Below are 26,597 nucleotides of genomic sequence, written 5' to 3' on the forward strand. Positions count from 1 at the left end.
ATAAAAAAAGGGCGCATCACGCGCCCCCTCAGCTTATTTTTCCTCACCGATATATGCCCATTTGTAGCTGTAATCTCCACCAACTGGGTGGTGAACAATTCCTTTTACTTTTGCTCTTTGAACAATTGCATCACCACGTTGATATAATGGTGCAATTGCTGCATCTTCAAGTAACATTTTCTCAGCTTTCAGTAAGCTATCCCAACGCTCTTTCGTTTTCGTTAATAGCTCACCTTTACCTTTTTCTACAATTTCATCATATTTCTTATTTGAGTAACCAGTTTGGTTATGAGGTCCATCTGTAACGAACATATCAATGAATGTCATTGGATCTAAGTAGTCAGGTCCCCAACCAGCGTAAGATAAATCATAATCTAGATCTGATTCTAATTTTAATTTTTGTTTAAACGGCTGGTTTTTCAAGTTCACTGTTAAGCCTGGTAAGTTTTTCTCAAGCTCTCCTTTTAAGAACTCCCCTACTTTTTTCGCATTATCGCTATCATAGTTTAGCAGCTCAATTGTTACTTGATCTTTTCCAAGCTCTTTTTTCGCTTTGTCCCAATGCTCTTTTGCCTTTTTCACATCCGTTTTTAAAATATCTCCATTTTCTTTACGGAAGTCTTTTCCATCCGGACTCTTAGCAAATTCTTTTGGTACTAAGTAATCTGCAGGTGTAGATCCGTCATTTAAAATAACATTCGTTAAACCTTTTTTATCATACGCCTTTGCAATTGCTAAACGTAAATCTTTGTTCTTTAACACCGTATCTTGACCACCACGTTTTTGATTTAAACGTAAGAAGAACGTTGATGGTGTTTTTTGTGTATAGAAATCTGGATTGGATTTATATTTGTCAACAAATTCAGATACTAATCCTGAACGGTCAATCTGTCCACTTTCATATAAGTTGACACGTGTACCGCTATCTTTTACTACGTTAAAGTTGATTTCTTCTAACTTAACTGTTTTATTATCCCAGTACTGTGCGTTTTTCTTTAATTTCCAACCTTCTTCATGTTTCCAGTCTGTTAATGTAAATGGTCCGTTGTATAACGTTGTATCTGCTTCTAAACCGAATTTTGCACCTTTTTCATTTACGAATTTTTCATTTTGTGGATAGAATGTTCCGAATGAAGTTAATTCAACAAAGTAAGGAACTGCATTTTCTAATTCTACTTCTAACGTATAGTCATCTACAGCTTTTACACCTAACGTATCAAGCGCTGCTTTTCCTTCATTAATTGCTTTTGCATTTTTTACATCGAACATAATGTATGCATATTCCGCTGCTGTATTTTTATCTACAGCACGTTTCCAAGAGAATACGAAATCTTTCGCTGTTACAGGCTCTCCATTTGACCATTTTGCATTTTTATTTAATGTAAATGTATACTTCTTACCATCTTCACTCTTTTTATATGATTCAGCAACACCTGGTGTTGCTTTATTATCTTTATCCAGGCGATATAAACCTTCCATTACGTTGTTTAAAGCAAGAAACGATACTTGGTCTGTTGCTTTAACCGAATCCATAGATGGAATCTCTTGAGCTTCTGTTAAATTCAGCACTTGCTTCGCTGCTAATTTTCCGCCTTCTTTTTCACCGCTTTTTGGTGTTGTGCTTGCCTTATCTTTTTCTCCTGATCCAGAGCAAGCTGTTAATGCCATACTCATTACTAAAACTGGTGCTACGACCGCTGTCAATTTTTTCATCTTTTTTCTCTTCATTTTCTTGTACCCTCCCCAATTATATGTACGATATTAACATTTAGAAATTCTCTACTAACTTTCGTTATCAGAAAATTCTTATTAATTAATATTCTACTGTTTTTTTGAATTTTGTAAAGTATTTTTGTAAATTTTCTAAATATTTATTTTTTTGTAATAGTAACTTGTTGTTTTTACTACTATATGAATTATCCCCCGTCTACTATATGTAAACATCCCTCCCCTTATTCCACTCTATTACTACGTTCTATATTTTTCTTATTAGCATGAGATCTCTTACTATCATTCATCTGTCTTACTACTTACTGAACTCTCTAATTTCCTCCGATAGAATCTTCCTAACTACCTACCCGATTCTCAATAGGCTAACGAGATTTATTCCCTTATGCATACAAAAAAGCATTTCAAAAGCAGCTTAGCCACTTTTGAAATGCTTTCACTTTATTTTTTTCCGCCATCCTCAGTTACATACGCCCACTTAAAGCTATATTCTGGACTGATGTTATGTTTAACGATTCCTTTTACATTCGGTTTCATTACATATGATCTTCCTGTTTGATATAGAGGAACTAATCCTGCATCTTCTTCAAGGAATATTTTTTCAGCTTTCCCTAACGTTTCCCAGCGTTTTTTCGCATCACCCATTAATTCATTACCTGCTTTTCCTACCATTTCATCATATTTTGGATTTGAATAACTCATTTGGTTGTACGGGCTCTTCGATTCAAACATATCAATAAATGTCATTGGATCCGCATAATCTGGACTCCAGCCTGCATAAGAGATTTCATAATCTTGTGCAGTCTCTAATTTTAATTTTTGTTTGAACGGCTGAATTTTCGTATTAATCGTTACACCTTTTAAATTTTTCTCAATTTGATCTTTAACATAATCAGCAATCTTTTTCGCAGTTCCATCATCATAGCTTAGTAATTCAATTGTAACTTGGTCTTTTCCAAGTTCTTTTTTCGCTTCTTCCCAAGCAGCTGCGCCTTTTTTCGGATCATATTTCAGACCATTTTTAAATGTATCTTGATAATCTTTTCCATCTGGTCCTGTCGCAAGTCCTTTCGGAACTAATTGGTCTGTTGCTTTTGATCCATTATTTAAAATGACATTCGCCAATCCTTTTTTATCAACTGATAATGCAATTGCTTCACGAAGCTTTTTGCTCTTTAATGGTGTATCTTGTCCGTTACGTTTTTGATTTAAACGTAAGAAGAATGTACTTGATTCTGCATACTCACCATACTCATCTTTATTCGATTTATATTTATCTACAAATTCTCCTGATAGTAATGTAAAGTCAATTGACCCTGTATCATATAAATTTACTTTTGTAGCTACTTCTTTTACAACACTATAATTAATTTCTTCTAATTTCACAGTCTTTTTATCCCAGTACTTATCATTTTTCTTCAGCTGCCAACCTTGTTCATGTTTCCATGAAGACATAACAAATGGCCCGTTATACACAGTTGTATCTGCTTCTAAACCGTACTTATCGCCTTTTTCTTTTACGAATTTTTCATTTAATGGATAATATGATGGGAATGCTAATAAATTTAAGAAATACGGTACCGGTTTTTCTAATTCTACTTCTAGCGTGTAATCATCTACCGCCTTCGCTCCTAATTCAGTTATAGGTTTTTCTCCTTTATTAATCGCTTCTGCATTTTTAATATAGTAAGCAATAAACGCATATTCTGCCGCAGTATTTTTATCAAGTAAGCGCTGCCATGCGAAAACAAAATCTTTCGCTGTTACAGGATCACCATTCGACCATTTTGCATCTTTTCGCAGTTTAAACGTATACTTTTTACCATCTTCACTTTTCGTACTAGATTCTGCCGCAGCAGGAATTGGCTTATTATCTTTATCAAGACGATATAGGCCTTCCATCGTATTTCCTAAAATTTGTGCCCCTAACGTATCAGTAGATTTAGAAGTATCCATCGTCGGGATTTCTTGATTTTCCGTACGATTTAATACTTGCTTCGCTGCATATTTAATATCAGATGTTTTTTCTTCCCCACTATTAGATGTAGTAGTCGTTTTCTTTTCTCCACCTGAACTAGAACACGCTGTCAATGCAACACTCATCGCTAAAACTGGTACTACAACTGCTGTTAATTTTTTCATTTTTTTTCTCTTCATTTTTTAACCCTCCCTAATTATATGTACATTACCAACCTTGAGAGACTCCTTGTTAAAAATTTTTCAGAAAATTACAACTAATGTTATTCTACTCTTTTTTTCACATTTGTAAATAGTTTTATTTTAAATATTCTGATTTTAAACTTCGTAATTTAGTATGATTTATCCCCCATCTACCATATGTACATACTTTACTCCTTATTCTTCTCTATTTTGCTATACTACAAATTTACATTTTAATTTCCAATATACAAAAAAGCATTTCAAGGTAGCTAAGCTACTTTGAAATGCTTTTTCAACTCTTTTATTTTTCAGCAACATATGCCCATTTAAAGCTATATTCCGGACTGATATTATGTTTTACAATACCTTTAATATTTTGTTTTAGAACATATGCATCACCACGTTGGTATAAAGGTACAAGTGCTACATCTTGCTCAAGAAGTAATTTCTCAGCTTTCCCTAACTCTTCCCAACGTTTCTTCGCGTCACCCATTAATTCAGTGCCAGCTTTTTTGATCATATCATCATACTTCGGATCAGCGAAGCTCATTTGGTTATGAGAATGTTTAGACTGGAACATATCTAAGAATGTCATTGGGTCAGCATAGTCAGGTCCCCAACCAGCATATGATATATCATAATCTTGCTCTGTTTCTAGTTTTAGTTTTTGTTTGAATGGCTGAAGTTTAATATTAACTGTTACACCTTTTAAATTTTTCTCAATTTGGTCTTTTACATATTCCCCTACTTTTTTCGCATTACCAGTATCATAGTTTAATAGCTCAATTGTAACTTGGTCTTTACCAAGTTCTTTTTTCGCTTCTTCCCATGCAGCAGCAGCTTTTTTCGCATCTGGTTTGATACCATTTTTAAATGTTTCTTGGAAGTCTTTGCCGTCTGGTCCAGTCGCTAACCCTTTCGGTACTAAGAAGTCAGCTGGTTTAGATCCGTCATTTAAAATAACGCTTGCTAGGTTTTTCTTATCGATAGAAAGCGCGATTGCTTCACGTAATTTCTGACTCTTTAATGGTGTATCTTGTCCACCACGTTTTTGGTTCATACGTAAGAAGTATGTACTTACTTGTGAGTATGTGCCAAACTCCTCTTTGTTATTTCTATATTTATCAACGAATTCACCTGATAGAAGTGCGAAATCAATTGCACCTGTATCAAATAAGTTGACCTTTGTATTTATTTCTTTTACTACACTATAGTTGATTTCATCTAACTTTACAGTCTTTTTATCCCAATATTGATCATTTTTCTTTAGTTTCCAGCCTTGCTCGTGCTTCCAATCAGTAAGAACAAATGGTCCGTTATATACTGTTGTATCAGACTCTAAACCGAATTTATCCCCTTTTTCTTTTACAAACTTCTCATTTAATGGGTAGTACGATGGGAACGCAACTAAGTTTAAGAAGTATGGTACCGCTTGTTCTAATTCAACTTCTAATGTATAGTCATCTACCGCCTTAACTCCTAGTTCAGTTACTGGTTTTTCACCTTTATTAATTGCCTCTGCATTTTTAATCGGGAATGCGATAAACGCATATTCTGCAGTTGTTTTTGGATCTAATAATCGTTGCCAAGCGTACGCAAAGTCTTTTGCAGTTACAGGATCACCATTTGACCATTTTGCATCTTTACGTAGTTTAAATGTATATTTTTTACCATCTTCACTTTTTGTGCTAGATTCTGCTGCAGCTGGGATTGGTTTATTATCTTTATCTAATCGATATAACCCTTCCATTGTGTTCCCTAAAATTTGAGAACCTAATGTATCTGTATTTTTTGAAGTATCCATTGTTGGGATCTCATTTGTTTCTGTACGATTTAGCACTTGTTTCGCTGCTAGTTTTCCTTCAGATTTACTATCTCCACTAGAGCTAGAGTTTGTGCTTGTCTTCTTATCTCCACCTGATGTAGAACATGCTGTTAACGCCATGCTCATTGCTAAAACTGGTGCTACAACTGCTGTTAGTTTTTTCATTTGTTTCTTTTTCATTTTGTACCCTCCCTAATTCTTAACGATAGCTATTAAAGAATTTTCTGATAATTCTGTTTTTCTTTATATATTTATCAGACGATTCTTACTAATTCTTATTCTACTAATTTTTTAATTTTTGTAAAGTATTATTATTGAAAATTTTTAAAAAATTATTTTTTTACAGTAATATTCATAAAAATGCCATAAGTTGTTCAAACCTTATTTCTCCTTTATACACATTCGTTGATTTAATCACTTTCATCTCATTTACCGCTTGAATACTTGTTAATTATTGCTAATAAATAATGCATATATCTAAAAACATCTTTTCTACAAAAATAAAAAAGTCAGCTAAACTGACTTTTTTTACCCGGCAATTTTTTCTCTTTTCATTTCCTCTACCACTCTCTTATACTTCTCATCATCAAACTCATTTTCACTTTTTGCAACAACTACAGTCGCAATACCGTTACCAATTAAATTAACGATAGCACGTGCTTCTGACATGAAACGATCTCCCCCAAGTAGTAGCGCTAACCCTTCTAATGAGATAACATTCATTGCAGATAGAGTAGATGCTAATAAAAAAGCAGACATTTCGTCTGCTTTAATTCTCCTCAATCTGCTTCGCACTTAATCCTAGATGTGTTCTAAGAGTATCACTCAAACTTTGTAGGTCTTTTTTATTAGGATTATAGTAATAGACACGTTGTCCATTTGGGCCATTAGGTAAATAAAGATCATCACCAGCTAATTGAGTCTTTTCAACTGAACCATTTAAACCATATTTATAAAAAGATAAAATATCATCCATGGCTAAATTTGTTTTAAAATCACCATCAACCGCCTCAACCATTTTCTCTAGTTTTGTAATCGAACCTGCGCTTTTTAATTTATTTAACATCGCTTCAATAACAAGTTGTTGACGTTGCCCTCTCATTGCATCACTGTCAATATGACGCGTTCTTGCCAGCGCAAGTGCTTCTTCTCCTGTTAATTTTTGTAGTCCTTTTTTCAAATGAATCGCATCAGGTTCATCTTTACTATTTTGTTCTGTAAATTCAACTGGGACATCTATTTCAATACCATCTAATCCATCAACAATTTTAATAAATGAGCTAAAATTAAACTTCACAAAATAATCAACGGGGACTTGTAACAATTTTTCTACTGCTTCAACAGATGCTTGTGGCCCTCCATCTTTACCATTTTTAACAAGCCCTCTTCCATATGCATGCGTTATTTTATCCTTTTTCTTTTCAATCGGGACATATGTATACGTATCACGTGGTATACTTGTTAATTTCACTGTCTTATCATCTTTATTAAAAGTTGCCAGCAATAACGCATCTGTATGAAATGCACCACTATACTCCTTTTGACGTTCTTGATTTTCATCAATGCCCATAATTAAAAGTGAAACATTGTTTGCAATTGGTTTTACTGCTTTCTCACGTAAATTTGATTTTTCACCACGCGCTAAATTCAAATTAGATTTTTGTACTAGATTAGAAGTTTTCATATATACATAGGTGCCATATCCAACCCCGCCAAATAGTAATACTCCTAGTAGTAAACTTATTATCGTTGTCTTTTTATATTTCCGCTTATTTTTCTCTTCTCTTGAAGACGAATGATTCCCCATTTATTCTCCTCCTGTTTCTATTCATCCAATATATTTTTCATTTTTTCATATTTCGTGCTATCCTTTTGAAACATACTTTCTTTCAGCCCTTTATCTATTTGTATCCATTCGGTAGTAACTGAATATTGAATCATACCTTCATGAAAACTAAGAAACTTTAACATAACCCCTGTGTTTTTCTCCACAACCATTTCAAATTTCCCCCTTACATCTTCAGAGGCGCTAATAGGCATCTCTATATTAATTACCCCTTCAATTTTGTAACAATCGAGTCCTAGATATTTCGTTTCTTTATAATTCCAATCTTTATATCGAATTAACAAATCTGCGAATTCTGATTGAATACTATGCTTAGCCAATCCCACATATTCGTCATCATACCGTTTCCTCTCACCTGATTTTCTCAACAATCTTTCCGTAGGATTTAGTTTTAATAGTTCATTATTTCTTTCCTCTGGGCTCCATTTTGTCTCTTTATATGTATAGTTCTCATCATCAAACTCTTTTTTTCTACCCTCGTTATATATAATCGTTCTTTTTTTCAATCGTTTATCTTCTTGAGATGCAATGCCTCTTTGTTTCTCCGTATCAATCGCATACTTGTATGTTGTAGCCATTCTTGTAGAGCTAGAATATTCCTCAAATTGTCCTGAAATATTTTTAAAATGATCAATTGAATCCAACATCTTTATATGAATTTTTTCCTTATCTGGATAATTTACATTCAATTTTATTTCTTCTTCATTTTCATAATCAGAAAACGCCTTTTTCTTCACATATTCAAATACTCCACCATTTTGTGCAAAGCTTTGTATAGAAAATTCAGACATAAAAACAATAGAAAGCGCTAGAACCGCGGCACTAATTACCATCATATGAACTCTGTAACTCTTCTTTTTTACTGGAAGATTATGCAGTGTATCATTAATCTTTCCATTTAACTTTGGCGGTAAAATAACATTTTCATCTTTTATTCTCTTTTTTAATTTCTCATCAAATGATTTTTCACTATCCATTCTATACACCCCCTATTCCATCTTTAATCGCTCTTCTAATAGTTCCCTTGCACGTGACAACCTTGACTTAACCGTCCCTTTTGGAATTTCTAAAAGGGACGCAATACTCTCTTGATTCATATCTTCATAATAATAAAGTACAGTTACAGCTCTTAATTCTTCCGTTAAAGACTGAATAGCATTACAAAGATCAATATCTTTATATCGGTCGAACGCTACCATACTACTATCATGATCCTCGATTATAATTAGTTTTTTATATGACTTAATTATATTGTTACACTCGTTTATTAAAATTCGAATTAACCAAGTTTGAAAAAACGCTTCTTTTTTTAGTTTTTTTATATTTTCATAAGCTTTTAAAATTGTTGTCTGTATCGCATCCTCTATGTTTGTCTCATCATGTAACATCGCCTTTGCAATGCGATACATCTTCACTTTCTCCGTATGTATAAGCGCCATAAAGGCTTCATGATCACCTTTTTTCGCTAAGGAAACATCCGTTTCTTCTTTTACAATCATTTTATATAAAGGGATTACTTTCACAATTGCTCCTCCTGTTTCATCCTCACTTCAAATTTAACTTTACACGTATTAGACTGCGTAGCCTATAAAAAGGTTCACTTTTTTGAATATTTTTGTAAATAAAAAGATAAATATCCTTTTTATGGTGGCACAATAAACATATCGGTTCAAATTTACAAACAAAAAAGTCCACTTTCACAGTGGACTTTCTACTTTATAACGGTAAATCTCTCTTTCTAAACATAACTATTGCTAACAAAAAGATGCAAACTGCTCCAACGGTTAAACCTAAACTTACCGGCCATATATTATATGTTCCTTCAGCAATTTCTTTCGGACGAAACAGCGTAAATAAAGATAGGTTTTTCATCCACTCTAACTTATCACTTAATTTCCCTACCATATCTAGTACGAAAAATATTATAGTTAAACTCGCTGAATAACTAAGTGCCTTTCTTTCATCATTACATACACAAGAAAAGAAGAATGAATAGGCACTAACTACTAAAAATATGAGCCCTCCGACTACATTAATCTTCAAAAATAATTCTTTATTTAAATTATTATCTTTTAAAAACCACTCTGCTCCTACTATACCCGCTACATACGTGACAATTACAATGATAAGTAGCCCCAATATGAGAACAGTAGCTTGCGTAATGGCAATTTTCACTCTGGATACAGGCGTTGCTAGCAAGTATGCCATCGCTCCTTTATCTACATGACGCGCAATTAAATGTGTCGCAACTGTTACGCAAAAAATTGTTAAAATGATAATAAACAATAGACTGTAATACTCACCAGCTAAAAAATCCATTACGTTTTGAATTGGACTTTCCATACCAACAATTTTTTTCACACTATCAGGCATAGCACTTATTAATTCATTTAACCCTTTCGCTGATACCATTGATGGGAATATCCAAATTAATAACCATAAATAGAGAGCCGCACCAATCGCATAACTAAAAATACTTTTTTGTGTTTCTTTCAAACTAGCTAAAAACAATTGCTTATTCATGCGTTACCCCTTCTTTCTTATCGTAATAATGCATAAATAAATGTTCTAAATCCATCGCTCTCGTTTGAAGTGCCTTTACATTATAGTTTGAAAGTGTTTGTAAAACAGTTTGATAGTTTCCTTGTACAATAATAGATGCCTCTCTGCCTTTTACCGCTTCAAATTGCAAATTACACTTTGTAAGAGATTCAATTTCTTTTTGCGATGATACAGTTACATCTATTACCTGTCGTCTCATACTTTGTAAATCATGAATATTTTCAACTGTTACGAGTCGACCATCTTTAATAATAGCTACTCTGTCACAAGTTCTCTCAATTTCAGTAAAAATATGTGAAGACATAAGAATCGTTTTTCCTCTTTGTTTTTCCTCTACTATTAGTTCTATAAATACTTGCTGCATCAGTGGATCAAGTCCAGATGTTGGTTCATCTAAAATTAACACCTCTGGATCGTGCATAAATGCAGCGACTATCCCTACTTTTTGCTTCATTCCTTTAGACATTTTGCGAATCGGTGTTTTCACATCAAATTGCAGACGATCTATCAGTTCATCTCGTCTTTTCGTATCCTTTAATCCACGCATTCCTTGCATTAATTTTAAAAACTCTAATCCGTTCATTCCTTCAATAAAAGAAATTTCACCCGGTAAATAACCAACTTCCCTTTGAATTTTCGCTGCTTCATTCCAACAATCTAATCCAAAAATTGTCGCTTTACCAGCTGTCGGTTTTATAAATCCCATTAAATTACGAATCGTCGTTGATTTCCCGGCACCATTCGGTCCTAAATAACCAAATACTTCTCCCTCTTTTACATCAAATGTAATATGAAACAAACCTTTTCCATTCGAAAACTGTTTTGTAACATCTTGAACTGAAATCATAAGTCCACCTCATTTTTTGAAATATTTAATATATGATATTTCAAAATTATTGTACTCCTCATCTTTCATATTCGCAACAACTTTTTGAAATATTTATTAGTCCATATTTCAAAAATATTGTTTTCCATTATTTTTTCTTGTATATTTTAAGTGAGGTGATTACATTGAACGGCTTTGAAAAAGTGAAAGAAAAGAAAAAACGCGCCATTAAAGAGGCGGCCTTCGTATTATTTTCAGAACGTGGATTTAATGAAGTAAAAATAGAACATATTGCAAAAGAAGCAAACGTTTCTCAAGTTACAATTTATAATCATTTCGGAAGTAAAGATGCGTTATTTAGGGAGCTTATACAAGAATTTATCATATCTGAATTTCAATATTATAAAGGGCTTGCAGAAGAAAAATTACCTTTTCATGATATGATGCAAAAAATGATTGTAAGAAAAATGAATACTGGCGGGTTATTTCAACCTGATATGTTACTACAAATGATGCAAAGGGACGAAGAACTCCGTAAGTTTATTTATAGTTATCAAAATGAAAAAATCCTTCCCTGGTATTTAGAAATATTAGAACGAGCTCAGCGCAAAAACGAAATTAATCCACACCTTACGAAAGAAATGATGTTACTTTACATTCAAATGTTTACTAAGTTAGGTGATGATTTCGGGGCACAGCTTCTTGAAGGAGATCGAGAAAAACATATACAAGATATCGTTACGATGTTCTTTTACGGCCTTTCTGTTCCAACAAAATAAAAAAGACACGAAATTCGTGTCTTTTTTATTTTACCGAAATGACTCTACCCGTTTCACTACTTTCAACCGCTAATTGAATTAGTTTAATAACATTTAAACCATCTTGCGCTGTTACAGGTAGTTTCTCACCATTTAATATACTATCTCTTACACCTTTATAGTACATGTCATAGCAACCGACTTCTGTTGAAATGCGATTTAAAGTTTCTTCTGTTTCTAAAGTAGCAAAATTCTCTTCAGCATCTACTCCATAACCTATATCGCCTGGCTTCATTCCATTTTTTAATTGTTCTTCCTGCGAATCCATACCGTATTTCACGATAGAACCTTTGTCCCCATGTAATGTAAAATGCGGTCCTGCTTGTTTCACGTAACTGCTACTACGTAAAATGACACGCTTAACTCCATAATGAAGTACTACGTGGAAATAGTCATCAATCTCCGCACCTGGCCTTTGTTTTATTACATCTGCGCTTATCGCATCTGGTTTTCCGAATAATGATAGCGCTTGGTCAATTAAATGCGATCCTAAATCATATAATATACCTGAACCTGGTAAATTCTTTTCTCTCCATCGATCGCGTACATGTGGACGGAAACGATCAAAATGCGCTTCATATGCGTATACATTTCCTATTCTATTTTCTTCTAATAATTTCTTAATTGTTAGGAAATCATTATCAAAACGACGATTATGATATACACTTAACATCACATTATGCTGCTTTGCTAATGAGATAAGTTCTTCCCCTTCTTCAATTGAAACAACAAATGGTTTTTCCACTACAACATGCTTACCATGTAAAATCGCTTCTTTTACATATGGAAAATGAGTTGTATTCGGTGAAGTAATGACAACTAGTTCAATATCAGATCGCTTTACTAATTCATCAATTGTGTCAACAACAGCAGCATTTGGTAAAGTTTGTTTCACTACTTCTTCTTTTGAAGATAAAATAACTCGAATATCATATTCTTCTATCGTTTGTAATAGCGGGATGTGAAATGTTGTACTAGAAAATCCAAATCCTACAATCCCTACACCTATTTTTTTCATGTTGCCCCTCCAATTATCCCGCACTAACGGACAGTAAGATCCCTCCTCAAAATTCAGCGAAAACTAAGAAGTTAGGTGAGGGCCTTACTGTCCGTAAAAGCCCGATTAGTTCAACTAATAATCAGTAGGGAATAAAGCCCCCCACTGATTAAAGTTTCACTTTATGAGAACGATTTCATTTCACTATTATAACAAGATTATTTTCATATACATAATAATTCGCTTAGAAAAAAGCATCTCGCTATTATTCATAGCAAGATGCTTCCTTTATTCCGGTCTTTTCTTCGTCCACGTTTCTACTACTTCACCAGTATCATTAACATCTAGTACTAAACTACCATTACTATACCGGTCTTTGTTTCGATACGCTTTCGGATCAACCTCTTCTACAATATTTTTCTCTGTCTTCATGTAAACTAGTTCATCGTCTCGTACAATTTCAATACCTACAATTCGGTATGGATTACGTTTTAACTCTTTGAAAATAACAAGACCTCGCTTCGCTCTCGTTGACTTTTCAATTTCTGATGCCTTTAAACGCTTTATAGCACCGCGTTGCGTTACGAGAATAAGTTGATCTTTGTCACCATTTAACGGTTTACCAGAAGCGACATAGTCATCTTCTTTTAAATTAATCGCTTTTACACCAGCAGCTCTTACACCAACTGGACTTACTTCATCTTCATGGAAAATCAGTGCATATGCACCATGTGTCGCAAGAACGATATCACTCGTTCCATCTGTCGCAAATATATCAACAACTTCATCATCTTTTTTCAAGTTTACAGCAACGAATGCCCTTGAATAGCGCTGAACTTTATATTGATTTAATTCCGTCTTCTTAATCATACCATTCCGCGTTACAAATACGATAAATCGTTTTTCTTCCTCAAAGTTCGGTATGACAGTTGCCCAAATAATTGTTTCATCTCGGTCAAGTGAAACAATATTTGCAACGTGCTGACCTAAATCTTTCCAACGAATTTCCGGCATTTCATATACAGGAAGATAAATATAATTTCCTTTGTTCGTAAATAAAAGAACGGTTTCTGTCGTGTTGGTATCGAAACGCTCAAGTAAGATGTCACCCTCTTTCATACCGAAGTCTTTCCCGTTCGATGCATTATGCGAACGCCAACCAGTTCGTTTCACATATCCTTCTTTCGTTACAGTAACGATGACATCTTCTTGCGGAATCATAACTTCCACATCGATTTTAATTTCTTCAATTTCCTCTTCAATTATCGCACGACGATCATCACTATATGTTTTCTTTACTCTCTTCAAATCTGTTTTAATAACTTGAAGAAGTCTTTTTTCACTTTGTAAAATCGCCTGTAACTCTATAATTTTCTTATTAAGTTCAGCTGCTTCTTGCTCTAGCGCAGTAATATCCGTATTCGTTAAACGATATAGTTGCAGTGAAACAATTGCTTCTGACTGAGCTTCTGTAAATCCAAATCGTGCGCTTAAATTATCTTTCGCATTACGTTTATCTTTAGACCCTCGAATCGTTTCAATCACTTCATCTAAAATTGATAATGCTTTCTTTAAACCTTCTACAATATGTTGGCGATTTTCTGCTTTTCTTAATTCATATTGTGAGCGTCTCGTAACAACTTCTTTTTGATGGCCAATATACGCATCCAAAATTTTAGGTAATGTCATAAGTGTTGGACGACGATTATTTATCGCTACCATATTAAAGTTATATGGAATTTGTAAATCTGTATTTTTATATAAATAGTTTAAAATACCTTCAGCATTTGCTTCTTTTTTTAATTCTACAACAATGCGGAGACCTGTACGATCTGTTTCATCACGCACTTCAGCAATGCCATCTAATTTTTTATCTAGACGTAATTCATCCATTTTTTTAACAAGATTTGCTTTATTTACTTCATACGGAATTTCTGTAATAACGATTTGTTGCTTTCCACCACGAATCGTTTCAACCTCTGCTTTTCCGCGAATAATAATTTTACCTTTACCTGTTTCATATGCTTTTTTAATGCCATCTATCCCTTGAATAATACCACCTGTAGGGAAATCTGGTCCTTTAATAACCGCTAACAAGTCATCCACAGAACTATTCGGTTGATCGATACGCATCATTGTAGCATCAATTACTTCTCCAAGATGATGCGGTGGAATTTCTGTTGCATAACCAGCAGAAATCCCTGTAGAACCGTTCACTAATAAGTTCGGGAACATTGCAGGTAATACAACTGGTTCTTCACTCGTATCATCAAAGTTTGAAACGAATTCTACTGTTTCTTTATCGAGATCACGTAATAACTCTGATGCGATTGGTGATAAACGGGCTTCTGTATAACGCATTGCCGCTGCTGGATCACCATCAACACTACCATTATTACCATGCATTTCAACTAAAACATTACGTACTTTCCAAGTTTGACTTAAACGTACCATCGCCTCATATACAGAGGAATCACCATGTGGATGGTAATTACCAATAACGTTACCAACTGTTTTAGCTGATTTACGAAACGCTTTATCATGTACGTTTCCTTCTACATACATAGAATATAATATACGTCTTTGTACTGGCTTTAAACCGTCACGCGCATCTGGAAGCGCGCGGTCTTGGATTATATATTTACTATAACGTGCAAAGCGGTCACCTAACACGTCTTCAAGCGGGAGGTCATGAAACTTCTCTGCCTGCATGTTATTCCACCTCCGTCTCCATAATCATTTCGTTTTCTAAAATATTTCCTTCTTCTTGCATACCAAATTGTACATTACGCTCAATCCATTTACGGCGCGGTTCTACTTTATCACCCATTAATGTCGTAACGCGGCGCTCTGCTCTTGCTGCATCATCAATTTTCACTCGGATTAATGTACGCGTTTCAGGGTTCATCGTCGTTTCCCATAACTGATCTGCATTCATTTCACCAAGTCCTTTATAGCGCTGCAACATATAACCTTTACCGACCTTTTTCGTTACACCATCTAATTCTTCATCAGACCATGCATATTCAATTACTTCACTTTTCCCTTTCCCTTTACTTACTTTATATAAAGGTGGAAGTGCAATAAATACTTTACCAGCTTCGATAAGTGGTTTCATATATCTGTAGAAGAAAGTTAATAACAATACTTGAATATGAGCTCCATCCGTATCTGCATCGGTCATAATAACAACTTTATCGTAGTTAATATCTTCAACAGCGAATTCATTTCCTACTCCGCCGCCAATTGCATAAATAATTGTATTAATCTCTTCATTCTTAAAAATATCAGCAAGCTTTGCTTTCTCCGTGTTAATTACTTTACCACGCAACGGTAGTACCGCTTGAAAACGACGATCTCGCCCTTGCTTTGCTGAACCGCCGGCCGAGTCACCCTCTACTAAATACAATTCGTTTTTTTGAGGGTTACGTGATTGTGCAGGTGTTAACTTCCCGCTTAAAGTACCTTCTGATTTTTTCTTTTTCTTACCACTACGTGCTTCTTCTCTCGCTTTACGAGCAGCCTCACGTGCTTGCGCTGCTTTAACTGCCTTTCTTACAAGAAGTGTAGCTACATCCGGGTTTTCTTCTAAAAAGTAAGCTAAATGCTCTGATACAATTGCATCAATAGAAGAACGAGCTTCACTTGTACCAAGTTTCCCTTTCGTTTGTCCTTCAAACTGCAGTACTTCTTCTGGTACACGTACAGAAACGATAGCCGCTACACCTTCACGAATATCTGTACCTTCTAAGTTTTTATCTTTTTCTTTTAATAATGAAACTTTACGAGCATACTCATTAAACACACGTGTCATCGCTGTTTTAAATCCAGCTTCGTGTGTTCCACCATCTTTTGTACGTACGTTGTTTACAAACGAAAGAATATTTTCTGAGTAACCATCATTAAACTGGAATGCTAGTTCTGCTTCAATCCCATTTTGTTCACCAGTGAAATATACAACTGGATGAATTGAATCTTTTTCTTCGTTTAAGTATGAAACGAAAGCTTCAATTCCTGTTTCATAATGAAATATATCTTCTAAATCATTACGTTCGTCTTTTATCGAGATTTTCATTCCTTTTAATAAGAATGCAGATTCACGTAATCTCTCACATAATGTTTCATAATTGTAATTTGTCGTACTGAAAATCGTTGTATCTGGTTTGAAGTGCATTGTCGTACCAGACTCTTTTGTTTTCCCGATTTTCTCTAACGTCGTTGCAGGAACGCCACCATTTTCAAAGCGTTGTTCATAAATGTTACCATCACGTTTAATTGTTACTACTAACCATTCTGACAAGGCGTTTACAACTGATGCCCCAACACCATGTAAACCACCACTCGTTTTATAGCCACCTTGACCAAACTTACCACCTGCATGAAGTACAGTTAAAATAACTTCAGGTGTAGGTTTCCCAAGTTTATGCATTCCCGTAGGCATTCCTCGCCCTTTATCAATAACGCTAATACTATTATCTTTATGTATTACGACAGAAATTTCGTCGCCAAATCCCGCTAACGCTTCGTCAACGGAGTTATCTACTATTTCATATACTAAATGATGCAATCCACGGCTATCCGTACTCCCGATATACATACCCGGGCGTTTTCGAACGGCTTCAAGTCCTTCTAACACTTGAATTGCATCTTCATTGTATTGGAACTGATGCTTCGCCAAACTCCTTGCCCCTTTCCTAATCAAATCAGAACATATGTTTCTATTATAGAATAACGCCTCGACTATAGTTTTGGCAAGTTATCTTATCTCTTTTATATACCATTTTCAATAGAAAAATCCTTGTTTTTTCACAAGGATTCCTCTAGGCTACTATTTCAGAAAAATAATCGTTTGTCAACGAGAAATGGATATGTATTCCAAGATTACACATTCCAAACCTTTATCATGATCCAAATGATCAATATCCAAAACGGGATAACAAGTAACAATCCCCAAAAACAGCCTTTAAAAAATCTCATGATGAACACCTCGTTCATCGGCCCTACTTATCTATAACGAGGGCTGAATCAATCTTTCTATCTTTAAAATCTATACTATTTTGTCATCGCATGTTCTACTTTAATACAACGGTCCATTATTACAGTATAGTCTTTTTCTTTTAAAAGTTTATACGTATCTTCATCTTGTACTCCTAGTTGTGCCCAAAAAACATCTGCATCAATCTCTACAAACTCTTTCGCAACACCCATTAAAAATTCTGAACGGCGGAATACGTTTACGATATCAACATGTTCTTTAATATCCGCCAGTGAAGGAACTGCCTTTTCTCCAAGCACTTCATCAACTGTTGGATTTACCGGTATAATGCGGTACCCTGCATCTTGCATCGCTTTTGAAACCATATACGATGTACGTTCTGGTTTATCTGATAATCCAACAACCGCAATCGTTTTACTTTTCTTCAATACTTCACCAATTTCCGTACGAGTTGGGTTTTCAATTGTCATAATTAGTCCCTCCTATTCCTTTAGTATATCCGATAAAGAAAGTCTCTTTCAACATGAAAGAGACTTTCTTTTATTCCGATTATTGATTCTTAGTAGCTGAATTATCTGCTAACGTAGCTGATTTCGTCATTTTTTGACCATTGCGATAGAATGTAACTTCTACTTTCTCGCCAACTTTTTTCTTTTCATATAAATATTTACGGAATTGAAGAGCATTCTCTACCTTTTGATTATCTAATGCTACTACAAGATCATATTGCTCTAAACCTGCTTTTTCTGCCGGTGATATTGGATAGATTTTACCTAATACAACGCCATTTGTTACTTCTTTTGGCACTTTCAGCTGATTTACTGCATAAGTTTGCACATCTTCTAATGAAACGACACCTACTCCAAGCGCTGGACGTTTCACTACTCCATCTTTTTCAAGCGATTCGATGACTGGTTTTGCAATATTAATCGGAATTGCAAATCCGATTCCTTCAACTTCTTGCTGCGCAATTTTACTCGAGTTAATACCGATTACTTCACCGTTTTGGTTAAATAATGCACCACCACTATTACCAGGGTTAATCGCTGCATCTGTTTGAATAACTTGTGCTTGCCAATCTGGGCGTTTGTCCCCATCAATATCAACTGGAATTTCGCGTTCTTTACTACTGATTATACCTTCCGTTACACTGCCATCAAATCCAAGTGGGTTTCCAATTGCAATCGCTTTTTCACCAGCACGAAGTTTACTGGAATCACCTAGACTTGCAACTTTATTTACATTAGATCCGTCAATTTCAACAACAGCTAAGTCTAACCAAGGATCCTTACCAACTAGTTTTGCATCAACTTGCTTTCCATCACTTAGTTTCACAGCAAGTTTATTCGCTCCATCTACTACGTGGTTGTTCGTTACGATATATGCTTTATTTCCTGCTTTTTTATAAATAACACCTGATCCTGAACCAGCTTGTTGTTCTTGACCTGTCGGTTGCATTGCAAATGGATCGACACTTTGTTGCATATTAATAACACCTACAACAACATCTTTCGCACCTTCAACCATACCTGGCAAATCAGTTTCGTTTTTTGATTTATTGACAACAGGAACTACAGTACCTTCTACTTGTTTATTAGAATTGAATGATGAAACTGCCGCTCCATTATTTTGCACCCATGGCATATAAGGTGCTGCAAAACTAATCGAAACCGCCCCGACTACAGCTCCCACTAAACCTGTGAAGAAATAACCTTTTTTACTTCCTGATTTTTTCACTTCTCTCGTTTCACTATGCTCTTCATTCAAATTTGGTCCGTCGTAATATCCCATTTTTATTTCCCCTCTCTGGTGAATTCGTATTTTCAGTATAGTCACGTTTTGTGTCCTTCTTGTGAACTCATCGTGAAATCCAATTAAAAAAATACTCCTATCTACCATTGTAGACAAGAAAATTATTTTTTGAACATTCTACCTTCAAAAAGAGGATATAAAATTGCTAAATTCCCAGGCTAAAGTGCACAAGTCATTCCAGATTATTCTTCGAATTTATAACCAACTCGAATAACAGTACCGATATGCTTCGCTTTATCTCCTAGCTTATTTCGCAATTTTTTAATATGCGTATCAACCGTTCGGTCATCACCGTAGTAATCATATCCCCATAACTGATCTAATAAATGTTGACGTGACAACACAATTCCTTTGTTCTCCATTAAATAAACAAGAAGTTCAAATTCTTTATGCGTCAATATAATTTCTTCTCCATCTACTAAAACAGTTCTAGATAGACGATTCACTTCTATTCCAGCTAAAGACATAGCATTTTCTTCCGCTACTCCTACCGCACCATCCGCACGTTTCAATAACGTCTTCGCGCGAGCTACTAACACTTTCGGGCTAAATGGTTTCGTTACATACTCGTCTGCACCTAATTCGAAACCTAGCAATGTATCATCCTCATCCGAACGTGCTGTTAGCATAATAATTGGTACTGCTGATTCTTTTCTAATTCGTCTACAAACAGACCATCCATCTATTTCTGGTAACATAATATCTAACATAATTAAATCAATTTCATGCTCTGCAAATAACTCTAGCGCTTTTTTTCCATCTTCTGCTTCAATCACTTCAAAGCCTTCATTACGAAAATAATCACTAACAATTTCACGTAATCTTCTTTCGTCTTCAACAAGTAATACTGTTTTATTCATATAATCTATCCCGCCTTTTTACTCTTTCAATCGAATAATACGTTGATTGGAGCTTCCGCGAAATGGAAGTGTTAAATCTCTTTTCTCGATTTCAAATCTTCCATCGACTAAAACATCCCCATAGTGTAACAACTCTATCATATCATTATTTTGAGAACTCTGTATCTCTTCTAACGTATAACCTGTATACATCCATAGATTTTTTTTCAAATCTTTCACGGCTTTTGCTACTTTTTTCACTTCAACAGCTTGAAAAAACGGATCTCCACCTGAAAATGTTACATCAGTTAATGGATTACTTACAATCTCTTTCACAACTTCTTCTACCGTCATTTCAGTTCCATTGCAAATATTCCAAGATTTCGGGTTATGACACCCGAAACAACGATGCGGACAGCCCGCAAAAAACACGACTGTCCGCAACCCTTCTCCATCTACTACACTATCATGAATGATATTCATCACTTTCATTTATGCTTCACCCGATCCATCTCTTCGCTACGTTTCGCACTATTCCACTTCGACATATCTCCCACAAGATAGCCAGTTATACGGCGAATTCTTTCTATATTGGTCTCGTCTTCATTTCCGCAGCTTGGACATTCATTTCCAATAACTCCGTGATAGCTGCAGCATGTACAACGATCAACAGGATGATTAATTGAACCGTACCCAACGCCATGCTCTGCCATCGCTTGTACAATTTGTTTTAACGCCTTTTGATTATGCATCGCTGCTCCGTCTAATTCAATATACGTAATATGCCCCCCATTACATAGAGCATGAAAAGGTCCTTCTAAACGGATTTTATTTATCGCTTGGATGTTATAATAAACTGGAATATGGAATGAATTCGTATAGTAATTATGGTTCGTTATACCGCTAATCTCACCAAATTCCTCTCTATCTTTTTTCACAAACTTCCCTGATAAACCTTCTGCAGGAGTTGCAATTATTGAGAAGTTCAGTTGATGTTCTTCCGTCGCCTTATCCATTCTCTCCCTCATAAAGGAAATAATTTCATATCCAAGTTTCCATGACTCTTCATCTTCCCCTTGATGCTTTCCTGTTAAAGCCACTAAACATTCCGCAAGACCGATAAAACCAATACTTAACGTCCCTTGCTTTAAAATAGGTGCTACAGAATCTTCAGGCTGTAATGTTTCTCCGCCACGCCATACACCTTGTGAATATAAAAATCGAAAATCTCTCGCTCGCTTCGTACATTGATACGCGAATCTCTCTAATAATTGCTTAATTCCTAAATCCAAGTAATAATTTAGCGCTTCAAAAAACGCTTCTTTCGATCCACTAATTAGCCCTAATTTCACTAAATTAATAGAAGTAAACGACAAATTACCTCTTCCTATTGCCGTTTCTTCTCCATGTATATTAGACATAACACGAGTGCGACATCCCATGTAACACACTTCACTTTCAGGTCGTCCATCATAGTGCACTGCATTAAACGACGCATCTAAAAATGAAAAATTAGGGAATAATCGCTCTGCTGTCGTCTCTAGTGCTAATTCAAACAAATCATAGTTCGGATCACATTCTTCAAAGTTTACACCTTTTTTCATTTTAAAAATTTGAATAGGAAAAATCGGTGTTTCTCCTTTTCCAAGTCCAGCTTGCGTTGCTTTTAACAGCTGTTTAATTAAAAGCCTTCCCTCTCTCGATGTGTCTGTTCCGTAATTAATAGAAATAAACGGTACTTGTCCCCCGCCCCTACTATGCATACTATTTGAATTATGAACGAAAGCTTCACACGCCTGATACGTATCGCTTTCTGTTTCTTTCCATGCGAATTCCTCAATTTGTTCTTTCGTAAGCGGATATGATTGTAGTCGCTTTTTATGTCTCAGTACGGTTTTTCTCACATAGGGAGCTAAATCAATATCAAAGAGTGCAAACGATTGACCACCGTGCTGCATATTTTGATTCGCTTGGAAAATAATAGACGAAAGTGCCAACGCACTTTTAATGTCTTGCGGTTGTCTCATATGTCCATGTCCAGTATGAAAACCATTAGCAAGCATTTGTGCTAACGGAATTTGCGAACAAGTCGTCGTTCCTGTCGCATAAAAATCTAAATCATGTGGATATAATATATTTTCATTTATCGCTTTTTTCACTTGGTCTGACAATAAATTTTCAACTGCATAATATTTTGCACTCTCAGATGCGAACGTTCCCATTACTCCCATCGGAGAGCGCCCATCTACATTTGCATTCTCTTGCATTAAATCTTGTTCATTGCCGTGGACAATTGTCCCAAACACTTTCATTAATTCTTCTCCACGTGTATTTCGTTGTAACATTTATAACCCTCCATCAATATGTTGTTATCTTTTGATTAAAATGTTACAACATATAGTCTTGTTGTTTCTGTGAGAAATGTAACATTCCTGTGAATTTTTTTTCACGAAATAATGAATTTTTCATTTACAAAAAAGAAATGTGCTCTTTACAAATGTATGGTACAATAAACGGGAAAAACTCTTTTTACCCTTTATCAACACATTTGAATAAAGGAGACTGAACTTATGGTTACTACATATCTTTTATTTATCGTTGCCTACTTACTTGGCTCGATTCCATTTGCATTAGTCGTTGGAAAAATCGGCTATGGAATCGACATTCGTGAGCACGGAAGCGGTAATTTAGGCGGAACAAATACATTCCGCACATTAGGGAAAAAAGCAGGTTTTACCGTTACAATTGCTGACATTTTAAAAGGGACATTAGCAACAGGTCTACCGATAATTTTCGGATTAGATATTCACCCACTATGGTTCGGATTAGCAGCTGTTCTTGGACATGTATATCCGATTTTTGCAAAATTCCGTGGTGGTAAAGCAGTTGCAACTTCTGCCGGGGTGCTATTATGCTACTCACCAGTTGTTTTTGCAATATTAGCTGTTGTATTTTTCACCCTTTTATTTACAACAAGATACGTATCACTTTCTTCTATGGTAACAGCTGTCGTTGCTGTTATTGCATCCATTGTTAGCGGGGATAAAATCTTCATTATTGCGATGTGTTTATTAGCAGGTATGGTTATTTATAAACACCGTGCAAATATCGGACGAATTATAAATAAAACTGAACCGAAAGCAAACTTCTCAAAAAAGCAAAAATAAGGTTGTAACCCACATAACGCAAAAAGAAAACGTGAAGCATATTAATAGCGTCTTTTTGCGTTATTTTTTATACTAAAGAAAAGGCAACATAATTTGGAGGAACTATACATGAATCTTTCCGTAACAAAAGAAGCAGCACAATGGTATAAAAACGAATTAAACTTACAATCAGGTGAAACACTACGCCTTTTCGTACAATACGGCGGTTGCAGTACTGTGCAAAAAGGACTTTCTTTAGGTATTCGTAAAGATGACCCTGCACATCCTGCTGTTCAAACTCAAGAAGAAGGTATTAACTTCTTTATTGAAGGCGATGATGAGTGGTTCTTCGATGGACATAATTTATCTGTTACACTTAACGACGGTGATGATTTCCCTCAATTTAATTATGAGAAATAAAAAAAGCGTGGCTTCTGCCACGCTTTTTTTATTTCTTTTTAATTTCCTCATATTTCGCATACCACTCAGGATATAATTTTTTAAATGATACAGGGCGGAACCCTTCTTTTTTCGCACAAATATTCGTTGTACTTGCAGTAATGCAAAGCTCACCATCACCGTTATATATTTCATAACCATATACAACACGAAGCGGGCTCACAGTATCAATCCACGTTTTCACAATTGCTTTTTCTCCGTAACGCATCGCTTTACGATATGAAATTTGCAAGTCTAATACAGGAGAAATAATTCCCTCTTTCTCCATTTCAACATATGAAAATCCTAATTCTTGTATAAGTTTCGTGCGCCCAAGTTCCAGCCACACTAAATAGTTTGAATGGTAAACAACACCCATCTGGTCTGTTTCCGCATAGCGGATTTCAACTTCATATTCTGCTACAAACATTTCTATTCGCCTTCTTTCACTTCTGCTACCTTGCATACATTTAATCATAATACAGTGGAATCAAAAATAAAATAAAAACAGTGAATCTTTTACCGAAAGGGGCAAACACATGATCCAAATTGTAACTGTTCGTAGCGGTGATAGTGTTTATGGTTTAGCATCAAAGTACGGATCTACACCTGAAGAAATTGTAAAAGACAATGGACTAAATCCTGCTGAAACACTCGTTGTTGGTCAGGCACTTATCGTTAATACAAAAGGAAATAATTATTATGTACAGCCTGGTGACAGCTTATATCGAATTTCTCAAACGTATAACGTTCCTCTCGCTAGCTTAGCTAAAGTTAATAATCTTTCATTAAAATCTATTCTCCATGTCGGACAACAATTATATATACCAAAAGGTACAAAACGAGCAGTAGAATCCATCGCTTATTTACAGCCTTCAACAATACCGATAAAAGAAAGTTTAGTAAATGCTACACGTGCTATTAATCCATTTTTAACATATTTAGCCTACTTCAGCTTTGAAGCAAAAAGAGACGGCACTTTAAAAGAACCAACGGAAACAGCGAAAATCGCTAATATTGCAACGCAAGGTAAAACCATCCCTATGCTCGTTATTACAAATATTGAAAATGGAAATTTCAGTGCCGATCTGACATCGGTTATTTTACGCGATGCAACAATCCAAAACAAGTTTATTACTAACATTTTGCAAACAGCTGAAAAATATGGCATGCGAGACATTCATTTCGATTTCGAGAGTGTGGCACCCGAAGATCGCGAGGCATACAATCGCTTTTTACGAAATGTGAAAACACGCTTACCTAGCGGGTACACATTAAGTACAACGCTTGTACCGAAAACAAGTTCCAATCAAAAAGGGAAATTTTTTGAGGCTCACGATTATAAAGCACAAGGACAAATTGTTGATTTCGTCGTCATTATGACATACGACTGGGGTTGGCAAGGCGGGCCACCGATGGCGATTTCTCCTATTGGTCCTGTGAAAGAAGTACTTCAATATGCGAAATCTCAAATGCCACCACAAAAAATTATGATGGGGCAAAATTTATATGGTTTCGATTGGAAACTTCCGTTCAAACAAGGAAATCCACCTGCAAAAGCAATCAGCTCTGTTGCAGCTGTTGCACTAGCTCGTAAATATAATGTTCCTATCCGCTATGATTTCACGGCTCAAGCTCCTCATTTCAATTACTTTGACGAAAACGGCGTACAACACGAAGTTTGGTTTGAAGATTCACGGTCCGTACAAAGTAAATTTAATTTAATGAAAGAACAAGGCATCGGTGGTATTAGTTATTGGAAGATTGGTTTACCATTCCCGCAAAATTGGCGTTTACTCGTTGAAAACTTTACGATTACAAAAAAGGGCTGACTTCCGTCAGCCCTTTTTTACATTCTGTTAAGATTCATCTTTTATTTCACTTTTTAATGAATCAATACTTTCTAAACGTCTTTGATTTTTCGCTTCAATGGCAGCACGATCTTTTTCATTAGAAAGTTCCGCTGTTTCTTTTGCTTCATTAAAATTATCAATCGTATTTTGTACCATTTCTTGTAATTTTTCAGCGTTGTCATTTCGATTATCTGGATTCGGCATGTACTTCCCTCCTAATTATTTATACATACCATCTTAAATTACCTATGTTCCTTCAAATTTATACAAAAAAGGAGAATGTAATATTCTCCTTTTCTTTAACCGTTATCTACAATTGGTTGTTTGCCAGTTTGATCTTGCATTTGCTTCCCTTTATTGCCACCAGCTTTTTTCGATTGCGTTCCAATATGATTCGGTGCAAAGTCTTTTGAATTCTTTTTCGGATTACCCATTACTATCGCCTCCTTAACACTAGTATCGTACTAGTTTTAAGAATTATTCAGCTTGCTTAAAAAGTTTCATTTCATAACGTTTCTCAATACGCTCTTCAATGCGATCAATTGCATCACGATCGCTTAGTAATTGTTGTTTATTTTCATTTACAAGTTCTTCAAACGATTTACGGCGACTTCTTCTCATGCTGTTCACCCTCTCTCTTTCTCATTCTTACTACATAGTATGAGCAAACAAAAAACTCTTTAATCAGATTTGCAAGAAAATTTTATGTTTTAGTACTCCTAAAAAAACGCTATGTACAATAAATTGTACA

General features: G+C 35.2%; 24 protein-coding genes and 1 pseudogene. 4 read left to right on the forward strand and 21 right to left on the reverse strand.

Going from position 1 to position 26,597, the window contains the following annotated elements; all coding sequences use genetic code 11:
• Positions 1-33: 33 nt before the first annotated feature.
• The 9 genes and pseudogenes from JDS95_RS01970 to JDS95_RS02010 form a co-directional block, all read right to left on the reverse strand.
• Positions 34-1,728: a peptide ABC transporter substrate-binding protein gene (locus tag JDS95_RS01970; RefSeq protein WP_000823453.1), complete on the reverse strand. Its 1,695-nt coding sequence runs from the start codon at positions 1,726-1,728 to the stop codon at positions 34-36.
• 441 nt (positions 1,729-2,169) lie between these two features.
• Positions 2,170-3,885 (reverse strand): peptide ABC transporter substrate-binding protein, encoded by a 1,716-nt coding sequence (locus JDS95_RS01975; protein ID WP_000823478.1) that lies wholly within the window; start codon positions 3,883-3,885, stop codon positions 2,170-2,172.
• 304 nt (positions 3,886-4,189) lie between these two features.
• Entirely contained in the window at positions 4,190-5,893 is a 1,704-nt protein-coding gene (locus tag JDS95_RS01980; protein ID WP_085450453.1) for a peptide ABC transporter substrate-binding protein, read from the reverse strand.
• Positions 5,894-6,241: 348 nt separating this feature from the next.
• Positions 6,242-6,460: pseudogene (locus JDS95_RS01985) on the reverse strand (C4-dicarboxylate ABC transporter); the annotation flags it as partial.
• A 22-nt stretch (positions 6,461-6,482) separates the two neighbouring features.
• On the reverse strand, positions 6,483-7,520 hold the full coding sequence (locus JDS95_RS01990) for an LCP family protein (RefSeq protein WP_000526737.1): 1,038 nt from the start codon (positions 7,518-7,520) through the stop codon (positions 6,483-6,485).
• Between the two features lie 17 nt (positions 7,521-7,537).
• A complete protein-coding gene (locus JDS95_RS01995; protein WP_000376641.1) occupies positions 7,538-8,536 on the reverse strand; it encodes a hypothetical protein in 999 nt (332 codons plus the stop codon).
• Positions 8,537-8,548: 12 nt separating this feature from the next.
• Positions 8,549-9,082 carry an RNA polymerase sigma factor gene (locus JDS95_RS02000; RefSeq protein ID WP_000864737.1) on the reverse strand — a complete coding sequence of 178 codons (534 nt, stop codon included), beginning with the start codon at positions 9,080-9,082 and terminating at the stop codon, positions 8,549-8,551.
• A gap of 193 nt (positions 9,083-9,275) precedes the next feature.
• The gene (locus JDS95_RS02005) at positions 9,276-10,082 is read right to left on the reverse strand and encodes an ABC transporter permease subunit (RefSeq protein WP_001041421.1); all 807 of its coding nucleotides are present in this window, start codon (positions 10,080-10,082) and stop codon (positions 9,276-9,278) included.
• Positions 10,075-10,968, reverse strand: coding sequence for an ABC transporter ATP-binding protein (locus tag JDS95_RS02010; RefSeq protein ID WP_085450455.1), 894 nt, complete (start codon positions 10,966-10,968; stop codon positions 10,075-10,077). The genes JDS95_RS02005 and JDS95_RS02010 overlap by 8 nt, the downstream gene beginning before the upstream one ends.
• A 164-nt stretch (positions 10,969-11,132) precedes the next feature.
• Here JDS95_RS02010 and JDS95_RS02015 point away from each other — a divergent pair, with 164 nt between their 5' ends.
• The gene (locus JDS95_RS02015) at positions 11,133-11,726 is read left to right on the forward strand and encodes a TetR/AcrR family transcriptional regulator (RefSeq protein WP_001013009.1); all 594 of its coding nucleotides are present in this window, start codon (positions 11,133-11,135) and stop codon (positions 11,724-11,726) included.
• 25 nt (positions 11,727-11,751) lie between these two features.
• Here JDS95_RS02015 and JDS95_RS02020 read toward each other — a convergent pair whose 3' ends face one another.
• The 8 genes from JDS95_RS02020 to JDS95_RS02055 all read right to left on the reverse strand — a co-directional run bounded on the left by JDS95_RS02020 (position 11,752) and on the right by JDS95_RS02055 (position 22,754).
• Positions 11,752-12,783: an oxidoreductase gene (locus JDS95_RS02020; protein WP_000719779.1), complete on the reverse strand. Its 1,032-nt coding sequence runs from the start codon at positions 12,781-12,783 to the stop codon at positions 11,752-11,754.
• Between the two features lie 267 nt (positions 12,784-13,050).
• The gene (parC, locus tag JDS95_RS02025) at positions 13,051-15,474 is read right to left on the reverse strand and encodes a DNA topoisomerase IV subunit A (RefSeq protein ID WP_001147488.1); all 2,424 of its coding nucleotides are present in this window, start codon (positions 15,472-15,474) and stop codon (positions 13,051-13,053) included.
• A 1-nt stretch (position 15,475) separates the two neighbouring features.
• Entirely contained in the window at positions 15,476-17,440 is a 1,965-nt protein-coding gene (gene parE, locus JDS95_RS02030; protein ID WP_001062195.1) for a DNA topoisomerase IV subunit B, read from the reverse strand.
• Positions 17,441-17,814: 374 nt separating this feature from the next.
• Positions 17,815-18,228 carry a CoA-binding protein gene (locus JDS95_RS02035; RefSeq protein ID WP_000151385.1) on the reverse strand — a complete coding sequence of 138 codons (414 nt, stop codon included), beginning with the start codon at positions 18,226-18,228 and terminating at the stop codon, positions 17,815-17,817.
• A 79-nt stretch (positions 18,229-18,307) separates the two neighbouring features.
• Positions 18,308-19,549, reverse strand: a complete 1,242-nt coding sequence (locus tag JDS95_RS02040) for a S1C family serine protease (protein ID WP_000542629.1) — start codon at positions 19,547-19,549, stop codon at positions 18,308-18,310.
• A gap of 203 nt (positions 19,550-19,752) precedes the next feature.
• Positions 19,753-20,430 (reverse strand): response regulator transcription factor, encoded by a 678-nt coding sequence (locus JDS95_RS02045; protein WP_001044679.1) that lies wholly within the window; start codon positions 20,428-20,430, stop codon positions 19,753-19,755.
• An 18-nt stretch (positions 20,431-20,448) separates the two neighbouring features.
• Positions 20,449-20,901 (reverse strand): anaerobic ribonucleoside-triphosphate reductase activating protein, encoded by a 453-nt coding sequence (nrdG, locus tag JDS95_RS02050; protein WP_199690194.1) that lies wholly within the window; start codon positions 20,899-20,901, stop codon positions 20,449-20,451.
• On the reverse strand, positions 20,898-22,754 hold the full coding sequence (locus tag JDS95_RS02055) for an anaerobic ribonucleoside triphosphate reductase (protein ID WP_070173610.1): 1,857 nt from the start codon (positions 22,752-22,754) through the stop codon (positions 20,898-20,900). Before JDS95_RS02055 ends, nrdG begins: the two co-directional genes overlap by 4 nt.
• 225 nt (positions 22,755-22,979) lie before the next feature.
• Between JDS95_RS02055 and plsY the strand changes: the two genes are divergently transcribed.
• Both plsY and JDS95_RS02065 read left to right on the forward strand, forming a co-directional pair.
• Entirely contained in the window at positions 22,980-23,576 is a 597-nt protein-coding gene (gene plsY / locus JDS95_RS02060) for a glycerol-3-phosphate 1-O-acyltransferase PlsY (protein WP_000258971.1), read from the forward strand.
• A 108-nt stretch (positions 23,577-23,684) separates the two neighbouring features.
• Complete coding sequence (locus tag JDS95_RS02065) at positions 23,685-23,975, forward strand: HesB/YadR/YfhF family protein (protein ID WP_001054451.1); 291 nt, start codon at positions 23,685-23,687, stop codon at positions 23,973-23,975.
• Between the two features lie 28 nt (positions 23,976-24,003).
• On the opposite strand, the gene JDS95_RS02070 is transcribed toward JDS95_RS02065, so the two are convergent.
• Complete coding sequence (locus tag JDS95_RS02070) at positions 24,004-24,423, reverse strand: acyl-CoA thioesterase (protein ID WP_000495823.1); 420 nt, start codon at positions 24,421-24,423, stop codon at positions 24,004-24,006.
• A gap of 109 nt (positions 24,424-24,532) precedes the next feature.
• Here JDS95_RS02070 and JDS95_RS02075 point away from each other — a divergent pair, with 109 nt between their 5' ends.
• Positions 24,533-25,825 (forward strand): glycoside hydrolase family 18 protein, encoded by a 1,293-nt coding sequence (locus tag JDS95_RS02075; RefSeq protein WP_000614830.1) that lies wholly within the window; start codon positions 24,533-24,535, stop codon positions 25,823-25,825.
• A gap of 27 nt (positions 25,826-25,852) precedes the next feature.
• Here JDS95_RS02075 and tlp read toward each other — a convergent pair whose 3' ends face one another.
• The 3 genes from tlp to JDS95_RS02090 all read right to left on the reverse strand — a co-directional run bounded on the left by tlp (position 25,853) and on the right by JDS95_RS02090 (position 26,467).
• Complete coding sequence (tlp, locus tag JDS95_RS02080; RefSeq protein WP_001133508.1) at positions 25,853-26,050, reverse strand: small acid-soluble spore protein Tlp; 198 nt, start codon at positions 26,048-26,050, stop codon at positions 25,853-25,855.
• Between the two features lie 95 nt (positions 26,051-26,145).
• Positions 26,146-26,280 carry an acid-soluble spore protein SspN gene (gene sspN / locus JDS95_RS02085; protein WP_000527987.1) on the reverse strand — a complete coding sequence of 45 codons (135 nt, stop codon included), beginning with the start codon at positions 26,278-26,280 and terminating at the stop codon, positions 26,146-26,148.
• A gap of 43 nt (positions 26,281-26,323) precedes the next feature.
• On the reverse strand, positions 26,324-26,467 hold the full coding sequence (locus JDS95_RS02090; RefSeq protein WP_001254699.1) for an FbpB family small basic protein: 144 nt from the start codon (positions 26,465-26,467) through the stop codon (positions 26,324-26,326).
• Between the last annotated feature and the right edge of the window lie 130 nt (positions 26,468-26,597).

This window comes from Bacillus cereus group sp. N24 (genome assembly GCF_016483345.1).
Taxonomy (GTDB): Bacteria; Bacillota; Bacilli; order Bacillales; family Bacillaceae_G; genus Bacillus_A; species Bacillus_A toyonensis.

Bases quoted from the DNA above. Each gene is read 5' to 3' on its own strand.
- JDS95_RS01970 (WP_000823453.1), bottom strand. From the start codon at position 1,728: ATGAAGAGAAAAAAGATGAAAAAATTGACAGCGGTCGTAGCACCAGTT.
- JDS95_RS01975 (WP_000823478.1), bottom strand. From the start codon at position 3,885: ATGAAGAGAAAAAAAATGAAAAAATTAACAGCAGTTGTAGTACCAGTT.
- JDS95_RS01980 (WP_085450453.1), bottom strand. From the start codon at position 5,893: ATGAAAAAGAAACAAATGAAAAAACTAACAGCAGTTGTAGCACCAGTT.
- JDS95_RS01990 (WP_000526737.1), bottom strand. From the start codon at position 7,520: ATGGGGAATCATTCGTCTTCAAGAGAAGAGAAAAATAAGCGGAAATAT.
- JDS95_RS01995 (WP_000376641.1), bottom strand. From the start codon at position 8,536: ATGGATAGTGAAAAATCATTTGATGAGAAATTAAAAAAGAGAATAAAA.
- JDS95_RS02005 (WP_001041421.1), bottom strand. From the start codon at position 10,082: ATGAATAAGCAATTGTTTTTAGCTAGTTTGAAAGAAACACAAAAAAGT.
- JDS95_RS02010 (WP_085450455.1), bottom strand. From the start codon at position 10,968: ATGATTTCAGTTCAAGATGTTACAAAACAGTTTTCGAATGGAAAAGGT.
- JDS95_RS02020 (WP_000719779.1), bottom strand. From the start codon at position 12,783: ATGAAAAAAATAGGTGTAGGGATTGTAGGATTTGGATTTTCTAGTACA.
- parC (WP_001147488.1), bottom strand. From the start codon at position 15,474: ATGCAGGCAGAGAAGTTTCATGACCTCCCGCTTGAAGACGTGTTAGGT.
- JDS95_RS02035 (WP_000151385.1), bottom strand. From the start codon at position 18,228: ATGACAATTGAAAACCCAACTCGTACGGAAATTGGTGAAGTATTGAAG.
- JDS95_RS02040 (WP_000542629.1), bottom strand. From the start codon at position 19,549: ATGGGATATTACGACGGACCAAATTTGAATGAAGAGCATAGTGAAACG.
- JDS95_RS02045 (WP_001044679.1), bottom strand. From the start codon at position 20,430: ATGAATAAAACAGTATTACTTGTTGAAGACGAAAGAAGATTACGTGAA.
- nrdG (WP_199690194.1), bottom strand. From the start codon at position 20,901: ATGAAAGTGATGAATATCATTCATGATAGTGTAGTAGATGGAGAAGGG.
- JDS95_RS02055 (WP_070173610.1), bottom strand. From the start codon at position 22,754: ATGTTACAACGAAATACACGTGGAGAAGAATTAATGAAAGTGTTTGGG.
- plsY (WP_000258971.1), top strand. From the start codon at position 22,980: ATGGTTACTACATATCTTTTATTTATCGTTGCCTACTTACTTGGCTCG.
- JDS95_RS02065 (WP_001054451.1), top strand. From the start codon at position 23,685: ATGAATCTTTCCGTAACAAAAGAAGCAGCACAATGGTATAAAAACGAA.
- JDS95_RS02070 (WP_000495823.1), bottom strand. From the start codon at position 24,423: ATGTTTGTAGCAGAATATGAAGTTGAAATCCGCTATGCGGAAACAGAC.
- JDS95_RS02075 (WP_000614830.1), top strand. From the start codon at position 24,533: ATGATCCAAATTGTAACTGTTCGTAGCGGTGATAGTGTTTATGGTTTA.
- tlp (WP_001133508.1), bottom strand. From the start codon at position 26,050: ATGCCGAATCCAGATAATCGAAATGACAACGCTGAAAAATTACAAGAA.
- sspN (WP_000527987.1), bottom strand. From the start codon at position 26,280: ATGGGTAATCCGAAAAAGAATTCAAAAGACTTTGCACCGAATCATATT.
- JDS95_RS02090 (WP_001254699.1), bottom strand. From the start codon at position 26,467: ATGAGAAGAAGTCGCCGTAAATCGTTTGAAGAACTTGTAAATGAAAAT.